The organism is Methylobacterium sp. BTF04, from assembly GCF_010692745.1.
Taxonomy (GTDB): domain Bacteria; phylum Pseudomonadota; class Alphaproteobacteria; order Rhizobiales; family Beijerinckiaceae; genus Methylobacterium.
In genome coordinates this window covers 64,520-76,676 of sequence record NZ_JAAHTB010000017.1, presented here as the reverse complement: position 1 = coordinate 76,676, position 12,157 = coordinate 64,520, and the positions used below count along the sequence as shown (strand labels likewise).

12 protein-coding genes are annotated in these 12,157 nt (G+C 64.9%); 11 read left to right on the top strand and 1 reads right to left on the bottom strand.

Features of this window, described 5'->3' with window-relative positions:
- Positions 1 to 116 precede the first annotated feature (116 nt).
- A complete protein-coding gene (locus G3T14_RS12470; RefSeq protein WP_163642869.1) occupies positions 117 to 1,250 on the bottom strand; it encodes a glycosyltransferase family 4 protein in 1,134 nt (377 codons plus the stop codon).
- A 455-nt stretch (positions 1,251 to 1,705) separates the two neighbouring features.
- Between G3T14_RS12470 and G3T14_RS12465 the strand changes: the two genes are divergently transcribed.
- The 11 genes from G3T14_RS12465 (at position 1,706) to nuoK (ending at position 12,111) form a co-directional block, all read left to right on the top strand.
- Positions 1,706 to 2,071 (top strand): NADH-quinone oxidoreductase subunit A, encoded by a 366-nt coding sequence (locus tag G3T14_RS12465; RefSeq protein WP_055879124.1) that lies wholly within the window; start codon positions 1,706 to 1,708, stop codon positions 2,069 to 2,071.
- A gap of 57 nt (positions 2,072 to 2,128) precedes the next feature.
- The gene (locus tag G3T14_RS12460) at positions 2,129 to 2,716 is read left to right on the top strand and encodes an NADH-quinone oxidoreductase subunit B (RefSeq protein WP_056089118.1); all 588 of its coding nucleotides are present in this window, start codon (positions 2,129 to 2,131) and stop codon (positions 2,714 to 2,716) included.
- A 10-nt stretch (positions 2,717 to 2,726) separates the two neighbouring features.
- Complete coding sequence (locus tag G3T14_RS12455) at positions 2,727 to 3,374, top strand: NADH-quinone oxidoreductase subunit C (protein ID WP_163642868.1); 648 nt, start codon at positions 2,727 to 2,729, stop codon at positions 3,372 to 3,374.
- A gap of 16 nt (positions 3,375 to 3,390) precedes the next feature.
- The gene (locus G3T14_RS12450) at positions 3,391 to 4,581 is read left to right on the top strand and encodes an NADH-quinone oxidoreductase subunit D (protein ID WP_163642867.1); all 1,191 of its coding nucleotides are present in this window, start codon (positions 3,391 to 3,393) and stop codon (positions 4,579 to 4,581) included.
- Between the two features lie 298 nt (positions 4,582 to 4,879).
- On the top strand, positions 4,880 to 5,902 hold the full coding sequence (gene nuoE / locus G3T14_RS12445; protein ID WP_163642866.1) for an NADH-quinone oxidoreductase subunit NuoE: 1,023 nt from the start codon (positions 4,880 to 4,882) through the stop codon (positions 5,900 to 5,902).
- A 1-nt stretch (position 5,903) separates the two neighbouring features.
- On the top strand, positions 5,904 to 7,205 hold the full coding sequence (gene nuoF / locus G3T14_RS12440; protein WP_163642865.1) for an NADH-quinone oxidoreductase subunit NuoF: 1,302 nt from the start codon (positions 5,904 to 5,906) through the stop codon (positions 7,203 to 7,205).
- Between the two features lie 187 nt (positions 7,206 to 7,392).
- Positions 7,393 to 9,474 carry an NADH-quinone oxidoreductase subunit NuoG gene (gene nuoG / locus G3T14_RS12435; RefSeq protein WP_163642864.1) on the top strand — a complete coding sequence of 694 codons (2,082 nt, stop codon included), beginning with the start codon at positions 7,393 to 7,395 and terminating at the stop codon, positions 9,472 to 9,474.
- 12 nt (positions 9,475 to 9,486) lie between these two features.
- Positions 9,487 to 10,509, top strand: a complete 1,023-nt coding sequence (gene nuoH, locus G3T14_RS12430) for an NADH-quinone oxidoreductase subunit NuoH (protein WP_163642863.1) — start codon at positions 9,487 to 9,489, stop codon at positions 10,507 to 10,509.
- A gap of 25 nt (positions 10,510 to 10,534) precedes the next feature.
- Positions 10,535 to 11,023, top strand: a complete 489-nt coding sequence (nuoI, locus tag G3T14_RS12425; RefSeq protein WP_163642862.1) for an NADH-quinone oxidoreductase subunit NuoI — start codon at positions 10,535 to 10,537, stop codon at positions 11,021 to 11,023.
- 121 nt (positions 11,024 to 11,144) lie between these two features.
- Positions 11,145 to 11,765: an NADH-quinone oxidoreductase subunit J gene (locus tag G3T14_RS12420; RefSeq protein WP_163642861.1), complete on the top strand. Its 621-nt coding sequence runs from the start codon at positions 11,145 to 11,147 to the stop codon at positions 11,763 to 11,765.
- Between the two features lie 40 nt (positions 11,766 to 11,805).
- Positions 11,806 to 12,111 carry an NADH-quinone oxidoreductase subunit NuoK gene (gene nuoK, locus G3T14_RS12415; protein ID WP_163642860.1) on the top strand — a complete coding sequence of 102 codons (306 nt, stop codon included), beginning with the start codon at positions 11,806 to 11,808 and terminating at the stop codon, positions 12,109 to 12,111.
- Positions 12,112 to 12,157 lie beyond the last annotated feature (46 nt).

The following is a 12,157-nucleotide window of genomic DNA, read 5'->3' as shown; positions in this document are numbered from 1 at the left end:
GTCGCAAGAGCGACGCAGCGGCCTTCAGAAGGCAGAGTTAGTACGGCAATCGTACGACGCCAACCTGCCCGGCTGCGTCTTTGCAAGCCCGGTGCCGATCGTGTCGTCGGCCGTCTTCAGGCCGGCATCGCCGCGACCGAGATCGACGGCAGCGAAGAGCCATTCAACTCACCGTAATGCGATGAGAACGCCCCGGCATGCGGGAGCTTGATCACCTCGGCATGTTTCGCGATCAGGCTTTCATAGGCCGCGACGTATTTGCGGACCATGCACTCGGCGGTGAACTGGGTCTCGAAATGGCGGCGAACCCCAGCGCGGCTCATGGTCTTGACCGTGTGGACGGCCGCGACGGCATCATCCATCGAGTCGCAGAGCACGCCCGACACGCCATCGGCGATGACTTCCGGAACCGAGCCTTTGCGGAACGCGATCACCGGGGTACCGGCCGACATCGCCTCGATCATCACCAGGCCGAAAGGCTCCGGCCAATCGATCGGGAAGGCGAGCGCCAGGGCGTTGCCGAGGAAGTCCTTCTTCTGTTCCTCGTTGATCTCGCCGATGTATTCCACCAGCGGGTGGTGGATCATCGGCTCGATGACCTCGTCCCAGTAATCCTGATCGGCCTTGTCGACCTTGGCGGCGATCTTGATCTTCACCCCGGACCGGATCGCCATCTCGATGGCGCGGTCAGGACGCTTCTCGGGGGAGATGCGGCCGAGGAAGGCGAGGTAGCCGCCCTTGGCCTCAGGGTAGAACGGACAGTTCTGCGCCGGCAGGCCGTGATGGATGGTGGACAGCCAATTGACGGTCTTGGGCATCGGATCGCGCTGATTGTCGGAGATCGACACCAGGGGCATGCCCGTGAACGTGCGGTAGACCGGCATGAAATCGGGCACGTCGAGACGACCGTGCATGGTCGTGAGGCACTTGTGGTTCAGGTCCTCGAACATCGGATACTGAAGCAGGTCGACGTGGAAGTGCAGCACATCGAATTCGTGCGCCCGCTTGTGCACCTGATGCAGCATGGCGAGGTGACTCGCGGTGTGATCGCGGTAGCCGAGCAGGCGCAAACCTTCGGGCGTGCAGGCCGCAAGCTTGGCCGACGTCTCGGAATCGCCGCTGGCGAAGAGGGTGACATCGTGGCCCTGGCGGACCAGTTCTTCCGTGATCCAGGAGACGACGCGCTCGGTGCCGCCATAGAACTTCGGGGGGACGGCTTCCGACAGCGGGGCAATCTGAGCGATGCGCACGAAGTGTCTCCTATGAGGTCGAATGTTGCGCCGACCTAACGCGATCCGGCCTGAGTGGGACATGAATGAAACCAACGGCCAAGGTTATGGTTCCTTGAGTCCATCCCGCGCCACCAGCGTTTCGGATTTGGCCCAAGATGTCCCCGCAATCCTGGGCCCTGGCCGTTCGAACGCTGACCGTTTCGCGGCTGGACCCGCATGAAAGTCCCCCGCTGCTGTGCAAGAAAGCGGCCGCGCACGTGGCGCGGCGTCGCTTGTGCGGATCGGTCGTGTTGCCGTGTGGGGGGCGCGGCCTATGTCGGTTGCATGCCCGAATTTGTGCGACGCACGATGCCCTTGTTCTCCCTCGGGGGCTCGTCTAAGCCTCCGGCCAGCGCAGTCTGGCATTGGAGCAATTCCATCTCGCCGGAAGTGCACAGGGCGCGGCGCTTGCCTGCGAGCACGAGAGGTCGTCCATGACCGGTCTTCTGGCGGATTACCTGCCGCTCATCGTCTTCATCGGCGTGTCGCTGTTCATCGCGGCGGCGCTCCTCGTGGCGCCATTTCTGGTGGCCTATAACAGCCCCGATCCGGAGAAGCTCTCGGCGTACGAGTGCGGCTTCAATGCCTTCGACGACGCCCGCATGAAGTTCGACGTGCGCTTCTATCTCGTGGCGATTCTGTTCATCATCTTCGACCTCGAGGTCGCTTTCCTGTTCCCGTGGGCGATCACCTTCGGAGAGCTCGGCTGGTTCGGCATGTGGTCGATGATGGCCTTCCTCGGCGTTCTGACCGTCGGCTTCGTCTACGAGTGGCGCAAGGGCGCCCTCGAATGGGACTAGCGATCCCGAATCGTTGTCGATCCGCCGCATTGTCCGAAGCCTGATCCCGAGAAACCGATGGCCTTCAGCCCCGACCTCTCCCGCGCCCCGGCCATCGCGCCGGCCCCCAAGGGGATCATCGATCCCAATACCGGCCGGCCGATCGGTGCCGACGATCCGACCTTCCTGTCGATCAACAGCGAACTGGCCGACCGCGGCTTCCTGATCACCTCCACCGACGATCTCATCAACTGGGCCCGTACCGGTTCGCTGATGTGGATGACCTTCGGATTGGCGTGCTGTGCCGTCGAGATGATGCAGATGTCGATGCCGCGCTACGATTGCGAGCGGTTCGGCTTCGCGCCGCGCGGTTCGCCGCGGCAATCCGACGTGATGATCGTCGCCGGTACGCTCACCAACAAGATGGCCCCGGCCCTGCGCAAGGTCTACGACCAGATGCCGGAGCCGCGCTACGTCATCTCCATGGGATCCTGCGCCAATGGCGGCGGCTACTACCACTATTCCTATTCGGTGGTGCGGGGCTGCGACCGGGTTGTGCCGGTCGACATCTACGTTCCGGGCTGCCCGCCCACCGCGGAGGCGCTGCTGTATGGTGTGCTGCTGCTCCAGAAGAAGATCCGCCGCACCGGCACGATCGAGCGCTGAGGCCTAAGCCATGAGCAACGGCATCACGATCCTCCCCCACACCGCCGCGCCTTCGGGCGCGGACGCCCTGTTGGCGCTGAGCGACCATGTCGGCGGCGCTCTCGGGCCCGCCGTGGTCGAGCGCAGCATCGCCTTCGGCGAACTGACGCTGGTGGTCCAGGCGAGCGACATCGTCTACGCGCTGACCTATCTGCGCGACGATCCGGCCTGTGCCTTCCGCTGCTTCATCGACCTGTGCGGCGCCGATTATCCGGCCCGCGCAAAGCGCTTCGACGTGGTCTACCACCTGCTTTCGCTGCGCCATAACAGCCGTATCCGGATCAAGGTGCAGACCGACGACCAGACCGCTGTCCCTTCGGTGATCGACGTGTTCCCGGCGGCCAATTGGTTCGAGCGCGAGACCTACGATCTCTACGGAATCTTGTTCTCGGGACATCCGGACCTGCGGCGCCTGCTCACCGACTACGGGTTCGAAGGGCATCCGCTTCGTAAGGATTTCCCGCTCACCGGCTTCGTCGAGGTCCGGTACGATCAGGACGAAGCCCGGGTCGTCTACGAGCCGGTGAAGCTGACGCAGGAATTCCGGAACTTCGACTTCCTGTCGCCGTGGGAGGGCACCGACTACGTGCTTCCGGGCGATGAGAAGAAGTCGGCTTGAGCAGCGGAGCGAGGCCATGACCGAGCACAATATCCGCAACTTCGCGATCAACTTCGGGCCTCAGCACCCGGCCGCGCACGGCGTGTTGCGCCTCGTGCTCGAGCTCGACGGCGAAATCGTCGAGCGGGTCGACCCGCATATCGGTCTGCTTCATCGCGGCACCGAAAAGCTGATCGAGCACAAGACCTACCTGCAGGCGACGCCGTATTTCGACCGGCTCGACTACGTCTCGCCGATGAACCAGGAGCACGCGTTCTGCCTCGGCATCGAGAAGCTGCTCGGACTCACCGTGCCGCGCCGGGCTCAGCTCATCCGGGTCCTGTTCTGCGAGATCGGCCGGATCCTCTCCCACCTCCTCAACGTCACCACGCAGGCGATGGATGTCGGCGCGCTGACGCCGCCCCTGTGGGGCTTCGAAGAGCGTGAGAAGCTGATGATCTTCTACGAGCGCGCCAGCGGTGCGCGTCTGCACGCCAATTACTTCCGGCCCGGCGGCGTCCACCAGGATCTGCCGCCTGCGCTCATCGACGATATCGAGGCGTTCATCGACCCCTTCCTGCAGGTGGTCGACGATCTCGATAACCTCGTGATGGGAAACCGCATCTTCAAACAGCGCAACGTCGATATCGGCATCGTCACGGTGGACGAGGCCATGGCCTGGGGCTTCTCCGGCGTGATGGTGCGCGGCTCCGGCATTCCATGGGATCTGCGTAAATCGCAGCCCTACGAGTGCTACGAGGAGATGGAATTCGACATCCCCGTGGGGAAGAACGGCGACACCTACGATCGCCAGGTCATCCGCATGGAAGAGATGCGGGAATCCGCCAAGATCATGAGGCAGTGCTGCGTCAAGCTGCGCGAGCCGGCCGGTCAGGGGCCGATCGCCACCCTGGACGGCAAGTTCGCACCGCCCCCGCGCCGCGAGATGAAGCGCTCGATGGAAGCGCTGATTCACCACTTCAAGCTTTACACCGAGGGTTTCCACGTCCCCGCCGGCGAGGTCTATGCCGCGGTCGAGGCACCCAAGGGCGAGTTCGGCGTCTATCTCGTCGCCGATGGCACCAACAAGCCGTATCGCTGCAAGATCCGCGCTCCGGGTTTCGCCCATCTCCAGGCCATGGACTGGATGTGCCGCGGCCACATGCTGGCCGATGTCTCCTGCGTGCTCGGCACTCTGGACATCGTGTTCGGTGAGGTGGACCGGTGAGGTCAACGATAGCGTTAGCCGCAATTTTATCTTTCAACACTTCGAGTTCCGAAGCGGCTGCGTTGAATTGTGACGATTACACTCGGCTCAATCGGTTGCCTGATCGGTTTCGAATGATAACCAATGCTGAAATCCCAGGATTCGAGCTATTCATCTTGTCGGATGGAACCTGTGTCTGCGAGAACACGCCTGAGTGGGAGCGCAAACGGAACAAAGCGATACCAATCGATGCAAACTGGGCCTGTCGCGTTGCCGGTCCTGACGATCAGCCCAATTCCGATCAGGACCAGAACTAGATATGGCGAACCGCAGACTCGCCCCCGCCTCCGAGCAGCCCCAACACTTCGCGTTCTCGTCGGAGAACGCCGAATGGGCCAAGGGCCAGATCGAAAAGTATCCTGAGGGCCGGCAGGCCTCCGCGGTGATCCCGCTCCTGTGGAAGGCGCAGGAGCAGAATGGCGGCTGGCTGCCGCAGAAGGCGATCGAGGCGGTGGCCGACGAACTCGGCATGCCGCATATCCGCGTGCTCGAAGTCGCGACGTTCTACACGATGTTCGCCCTCGAACCGGTGGGCCGGTTCTGGATCCAGCTTTGCGGAACCGTGCCGTGTGATTCCTGCGGCGCGCGCGAGTTGAAGGACATGCTCCAGGGACGCCTCGGAGCGCCCGGCCATGTCAGTGCCGACGGCAACTTCTCCTGGCTCGAAGTCGAGTGCCTGGGAGCGTGCTGCAACGCGCCGATGGTCCAGATCAACCAGGATTACTACGAGGACCTGACGCCCCACTCGCTGAACGCCCTGATGGACGATTTGGCGGCCGGGCGCCCGGTGAAGATCGGCTCGCAGGTCGGCCGCACCTCGTCGGAGCCGAAGGGCGGCGCCGACACGCTCACCGACGCGACCCTGTTCGACGGGTCCCGCGTCGGCGCATGGCGCAAGCGGTTCGAGGACAAGGCCGACGAAGCGAAGGGCCAGGACGAGGCCGCCTCGAGCGAGCAGCGCGCGGCGTCCGACCCGAAGCCGGCTAAGCCCGATGCCGGACGGGCTGAGCACACACCGAAGACGGATGCGCCGGCCCAGCGCAACGCGGCCGGTGAGACGCCGGTGAAGCCGAGCGACACGGCGGATGCCGCCGATCGAACGGATTCGTCGGCCAAGTCCACGTCGAAATCCGAATCCGCCGCGACGGTCGTCGCCGAAGCCGAGGCGGCCGGTGCCGAAGCCGGCACGCAATCGTCCCTGCCGCGCAGCGAGCCGCCGCCCCAGCCCATCGCCTCCGGGGCGACCGAGGGCGAGCCCGTGCCGTCCGACAAGAGGAACTGACATGCTCTCCGATCAGGATCGCATCTTCACGAACCTCTACGGCCTGCACTCGCCGGGACTGGACGCGGCCAAGCAACGTGGCGCCTGGGACGGCACCAAGTTTCTGCTGGAAATGGGCCGCGACTGGATCATCGACGAGATGAAGGCGTCGGGCCTGCGCGGGCGCGGTGGCGCCGGCTTCCCGACCGGCCTCAAATGGTCATTCATGCCCAAGAAATCCGATGGGCGGCCGCATTACCTCGTGGTCAATGCCGACGAGTCGGAGCCCGGCACCTGCAAGGACCGGGAGATCATGCGGCACGATCCGCACCTTCTGATCGAGGGCTGTCTGCTGGCCTCGTTCTCGATGGCGGCGCATGCCTGCTACATCTACATCCGCGGCGAATACGTCGCGGAGAAGCACGCTCTGCAGAAGGCCGTCGACGAGGCCTATGCGGCCAACCTCGTCGGCCAGAACAACGTCCACGGCTACCCGTTCGACATCTACGTCCATCACGGCGCCGGCGCCTATATCTGCGGCGAGGAGACGGCGCTGCTGGAAAGCCTCGAGGGCAAGAAGGGGATGCCGCGCCTCAAGCCGCCATTCCCGGCCAATATGGGCCTGTATGGCTGCCCGACGACGGTGAACAACGTCGAATCCATCGCGGTTGCGGGCACGATCCTGCGCCGCGGCGGCGCCTGGTTCGCGGGGCTCGGCGGCAAGAACAACACCGGCACCAAGCTGTTCTGCGTCTCGGGCCACGTCAACACGCCGTGCAACGTCGAGGAAGAACTCGGCATCACCTTCCGCGAGCTCATCGACAAGCATTGCGGCGGCATGCGCGGCGGCTGGGACAATCTGCTGTGCTCGATCCCCGGCGGATCGTCGGTGCCGCTGGTGCCGGCCGAGCAGATCATCGACGCCAAGATGGACTTCGATACGCTGAAGAACCTCGGCTCCGGCCTCGGCACCGCGGCGGTCATCGTCCTCGACAAGTCCACCGACATCGTCTCGGCGATCGCCCGCATCGCATACTTCTACAAGCACGAATCCTGCGGTCAGTGCACGCCGTGCCGCGAGGGCACCGGCTGGATGTGGCGGGTGATGCTGCGCATGGCCGAGGGCCGGGCCCAGCGCCGCGAGATCGACATGCTGCTCGACGTCACCAAGCAGATCGAGGGTCACACCATCTGCGCCCTGGGCGATGCCGCGGCCTGGCCGATCCAGGGCTTGATCCGGCACTTCCGGCCGGAAATCGAAAAGCGGATCGACCGCTACAGCGCCAACCCGCATTCCGATCCTGTGCGGATGGCGGCGGAGTAGCGTCGATGACCTTTGCCTATTCTCAACCTCATCCTGAGGTGCCGCGAAGCGGCCTCGAAGGAGGGCTCCAGAACGCTCGGAGATGTCTGGAGTGCTCCTTCGAGGCTCGGCATTGCCTCGTGCCTCAGGATGAGGTTTTGCGTGGGATGACGATCGAAAATTCAGTGCCGAACTCTGAGATGACCGCATGACCAAGCTCATCGTTGACGGCATCGAAGTGGACGTGCCGGCGGATTACACGCTGCTTCAGGCCTGCGAGATCGCAGGCGCGGAAATCCCGCGCTTCTGCTTCCACGAGCGGCTGTCCATCGCCGGCAATTGCCGGATGTGTTTGGTCGAGCTCAAGGGTGCGCCGAAGCCCGTGGCCTCCTGCGCCTATGCGGTGAAGGATTGCCGGCCCGGCCCCAACGGCGAGCCGCCGGAGGTACTGACGCGCTCAGGCACGACGAAGAAGGCCCGCGAGGGGGTGATGGAATTCCTCCTCATCAACCACCCGCTCGATTGCCCGATCTGCGACCAGGGCGGCCATTGCGACCTGCAGGACCAAGCGATGGCCTATGGCGTCGACTCGACGCGCTACGGCGAGAACAAGCGCGCCGTCGAAGAGAAATACATCGGTCCGCTGGTGCGCACGGCGATGAACCGCTGCATCCATTGCACCCGCTGCGTCCGCTTCCTCGCCGAAGTCGCCGGCGTGCCGGACCTCGGCGCTATCGGGCGCGGTGAGGACATGGAGATCACGAGCTACCTCGAATCCGCCATGGGCTCCGAGCTTCAGGGCAACGTCGCCGACCTGTGCCCGGTGGGTGCGCTCGTCCACAAGCCGCAGAGCTACGAGGTGCGGCCCTGGGAACTGTCGAAGACCGAATCCATCGATGTGATGGATTCGGTGGGCTGCGCGATCCGCGTCGATTCGAAGGGCCGCGAGGTCATGCAGATCGAGCCGCGCGTCAACGAGGCGATCAACGAGGAGTGGATCTCCGACAAGACCCGCCACGCTGTCGACGGCCTGCGGGCCCAGCGTCTCGACCGGCCGTACGTCCGCGAGAACGGCCGCCTGCGTCCGGCCTCCTGGGGTGAGGCGTTCGCCGCCATCGCCGGCAAGGTGAAAGCGAGCGACCCGAAGCGCATCGGTGCGCTGGTCGGCGATCTCGCCGGCGTCGAGGAGACCTATGCGCTGAAGGCGCTGATGGCGTCGCTCGGCGTGACCAATCTGGATTGCCGGCAGGCCGGCGAAAAGCTCGATCCCGCCTGGGGTCGGGCGGCCTACACCTTCGGTCCGACCATACCGGGCATCGAGCAGGCGGATGCGATCCTGCTGATCGGTACCAATCCGCGCCTCGAAGCCTCGTTGCTCAACGTCCGCATCCGCAAGCGTTGGCGCATGGGGCCGCTCGCCGTCGGCGTGATCGGCGAGGCGGTCGATCTGACCTACCCGCATACCTATCTCGGCGCCGGCCCCGACACTCTGGCCGAACTCGTCGCCGGCAAGCACAGCTTTGCCGACGTGCTGAAGGCCGCGAGCCACCCCCTCGTCGTCGTCGGGATCGGCGCCCTGGCGCGGGACGACGGCGCCGCGATCCTGTCGGCGGCGGCCAACCTCGCCAAGGCCGTCGGCGCGGTGACGCCGGACTGGAACGGTTTTGCCGTGCTCCAGACGGCGGCGGCCCGGGTCGGTGCCCTCGATCTCGGCTTCGTGCCGGGGGAGGGTGGCCTCGACGTCGGCGCCATGGCTGAGCCGGGCGCGTTGGACGTGGTGTTCAATCTCGGCGCGGACGAAATCGAGATCGGTGCCGGCGCCTTCGTGGTCTACCAGGGCACCCACGGTGATCGCGGCGCCACCCGCGCCGACGTCGTGCTGCCGGGCGCGGCCTACACCGAGAAGAGCGCGACCTTCGTCAACACCGAAGGCCGCGTGCAGATGACCAATCGCGCCGGCTTCCCACCGGGGGATGCCCGCGAGGATTGGGCGATCCTGCGCGCGCTTTCGGACGTGCTCGGCAAGCGGCTGCCGTTCGATTCGCTCGGGGCTCTTCGCCGCGCGCTTTATGCCGAGCATCCGCATTTCGCCGCCCTCGACGCGGTGGCGCCGGCGGATCTGGTGGCCACCGTCGATACCCTGGCGGGTCTCGGCGGCGAGCCGGTCCGGACCGCCTTCGCGCCGACGGTGCCCGATTTCTATCTCACTAACGCGATCGCCCGCGCCTCCAAGGTGCTCGCCGAATGCTCGAGCCTCGCCCGCGTGCGCGGCCTCGAAGCCGCCGAATAGGGATTTCCTGCGATGACCTTCTGGGAAGTCCTCGGCACCGTCCTGCTGCTGGCGTTCAAGAGCTTCGTGCTCCTGGCGCTGCTGCTGGTCTTCATCGCCTACGCGCTGCTGGCCGATCGCAAGATCTGGGCGGCGGTGCAGCTGCGGCGCGGCCCCAACGTGGTCGGGCCCTGGGGCCTGTTCCAGTCCTTCGCCGATCTGCTGAAATTCGTGCTGAAGGAGCCGGTGATTCCGGCCGGCGCCAACAAGGCGATCTTCCTGCTCGCCCCCCTGGTCTTCGCCACCCTGGCCCTGGCCGCCTGGGCGGTGATCCCCCTCGCCGAGGGTTGGGCCATCGCCGACCTCAATGTCGGCATCACCTACATTTTCGCGATCTCGAGTCTGGGCGTCTACGGCGTCATCATGGGCGGCTGGGCCTCGAACTCGAAATACGCCTTCCTCGGCGCGCTGCGCTCGGCCGCCCAGATGATCTCGTACGAGGTCTCGCTGGGGTTCGTGATCATCTGCGTGCTGCTCTGTGCCGGCTCGCTCAATCTCTCGCGCATCGTCATGGCGCAGGACACCTCGCTCGGCATCCTCGGCTGGTACTGGCTGTGGCTGTTCCCGATGTTCATCGTGTTCTTCATCTCGGCGCTCGCCGAGACCAACCGCCCTCCCTTCGATCTGCCGGAAGCCGAGTCGGAGTTGGTCGCCGGTTACATGGTCGAGTATTCCTCGACGCCCTACCTGCTGTTCATGCTCGGCGAGTACGTGGCGATCATGACCATGTGTGCGCTCGGCACGGTGCTGTTCCTCGGCGGCTGGCTCTCGCCAATCCCGTTCGCGCCGTTCACCTGGGTGCCGGGCCTGATCTGGTTCGCGCTGAAGGCGAGCTTCCTGTTCTTCATGATCGCCATGGTGAAAGCCATGGTGCCGCGCTACCGCTACGACCAGTTGATGCGGCTGGGCTGGAAGGTGTTTCTGCCCCTCTCGCTCGTCTCGGTCGTCGTCGTCGCCTTCGTCCTCAAGCTCACCGGTCTCGCGCCGGGGGCATGATGCAACGCACAGTGGAGATCGCGGCATGAAGCTCGATCAGGTCGCCAAGGGTCTGCTGCTGAAGGAGTTCGTGACGGGGTTCGCCCTCGCCATGCGGTATTTCTTCAAGCCGAAGGCCACCATCAACTACCCCTTCGAGATGGGGCACCGGGGCCCGCGCTTCCGGGGCGAGCACGCTTTGCGCCGCTATCCCAACGGCGAGGAACGCTGCATCGCCTGCAAGCTGTGCGAGGCGATCTGCCCGGCCCAGGCCATTACCATCGAGGCGGGGCCGCGTCGCAACGACGGCACCCGGCGCACCACGCGCTACGACATCGACATGGTGAAGTGCATCTATTGCGGCATGTGCCAGGAGGCCTGCCCGGTGGATGCCATCGTCGAGGGGCCGAACCTGGAATTCTCCGTGGAGACCCGCGAGGAGCTTCTCTACGACAAGGACAAGCTGCTCCTGAACGGCGACCGCTGGGAGCGCGAGATCGCGCGCAATCTCGCGCTGGACGCACCTTACCGCTAAGGCGGGGTGCCTCGGCGGTTGTGCACCGCAGAGGTGGGTTCTATAGACGGGCGGCCTGCACGGGCTGGCCAGAATTTCGGCAGAAGGGGTCGTCCTCGGGGCGACTGATCTCCACAATCGCATGAGTGCAGCCGCTGCCTTCTTCTATCTGTTCGCGGGGATGACCGTCGCCTCTGGCTTCATGGTGATCTCCTCGCGGAATCCCGTCGCCTCGGTGCTGTTTCTGATCCTCGCCTTCGTGAACGCGGCCGGCCTGTTCGTGCTGCTCGGCGCCGAGTTCCTCGCGATGATCCTCGTGGTGGTCTATGTCGGCGCCGTCGCGGTGCTGTTCCTGTTCGTCGTGATGATGCTCGATGTGGATTTCGCGCAGCTGCGCCAGGGCTTCCAGCAATACCTGCCCATCGGCGCGCTGATCGGCGCGATCCTGCTCATTGAGATCCTGCTCGTCGTCGGGTCCTGGACCATCGATCCGGGTCTGGTCCAGGCGCCGCTCGGCCCCCTGGCCAGTGCCGAATCGGTGACCAACACCCAGGCGCTCGGCCGGGTCCTGTACACGGATTACGTCTTCTACTTTCAGCTCGCCGGACTGGTGCTTCTGGTGGCGATGATCGGCGCCATCGTACTCACCCTGCGCGACCGGCCCGGCGTCAAGCGCCAGAACATCGCCACGCAGAACGCGCGGACCCAGGGCATGGCGGTGGAGACCCGCAAGGTGCCCTCGCGCCAGGGCGTGGAAGTCTGATGCGCGGACGTTCGACACTGCCGCGCCTGAGGAAATCTCGATGATCGGCCTGAGCCATTACCTGACGGTCGCCGCGATCCTGTTCACGCTCGGCGTGCTCGGCATCTTCATCAACCGCAAGAACGTCATCGTCATCCTGATGTCGGTGGAGCTGATCCTGCTCGCGGTGAACATCAACCTCGTCGCTTTCTCGACCTACCTCAACGACATCACCGGACAGATCTTCGCCCTGTTCGTGCTGACGGTGGCGGCGGCCGAGGCAGCCATCGGCCTCGCTATCCTCGTCGTGTTCTTCCGAAACCGCGGCTCCATCGCGGTGGAGGACGTGAACATGATGAAGGGCTGAGGCGCGAGCGCCCCTAGAACCATTCGGACGGGCATCGACGCCTCGC

Coding starts and splice junctions, on each gene's coding strand:
- G3T14_RS12465 (WP_055879124.1), top strand. CDS start 1,706: ATGACCGGTCTTCTGGCGGATTACCTGCCGCTCATCGTCTTCATCGGC.
- nuoG (WP_163642864.1), top strand. CDS start 7,393: ATGACCAAGCTCATCGTTGACGGCATCGAAGTGGACGTGCCGGCGGAT.
- nuoK (WP_163642860.1), top strand. CDS start 11,806: ATGATCGGCCTGAGCCATTACCTGACGGTCGCCGCGATCCTGTTCACG.
- nuoE (WP_163642866.1), top strand. CDS start 4,880: ATGGCGAACCGCAGACTCGCCCCCGCCTCCGAGCAGCCCCAACACTTC.
- nuoH (WP_163642863.1), top strand. CDS start 9,487: ATGACCTTCTGGGAAGTCCTCGGCACCGTCCTGCTGCTGGCGTTCAAG.
- G3T14_RS12460 (WP_056089118.1), top strand. CDS start 2,129: ATGGCCTTCAGCCCCGACCTCTCCCGCGCCCCGGCCATCGCGCCGGCC.
- nuoF (WP_163642865.1), top strand. CDS start 5,904: ATGCTCTCCGATCAGGATCGCATCTTCACGAACCTCTACGGCCTGCAC.
- G3T14_RS12420 (WP_163642861.1), top strand. CDS start 11,145: ATGAGTGCAGCCGCTGCCTTCTTCTATCTGTTCGCGGGGATGACCGTC.
- G3T14_RS12450 (WP_163642867.1), top strand. CDS start 3,391: ATGACCGAGCACAATATCCGCAACTTCGCGATCAACTTCGGGCCTCAG.
- G3T14_RS12455 (WP_163642868.1), top strand. CDS start 2,727: ATGAGCAACGGCATCACGATCCTCCCCCACACCGCCGCGCCTTCGGGC.
- nuoI (WP_163642862.1), top strand. CDS start 10,535: ATGAAGCTCGATCAGGTCGCCAAGGGTCTGCTGCTGAAGGAGTTCGTG.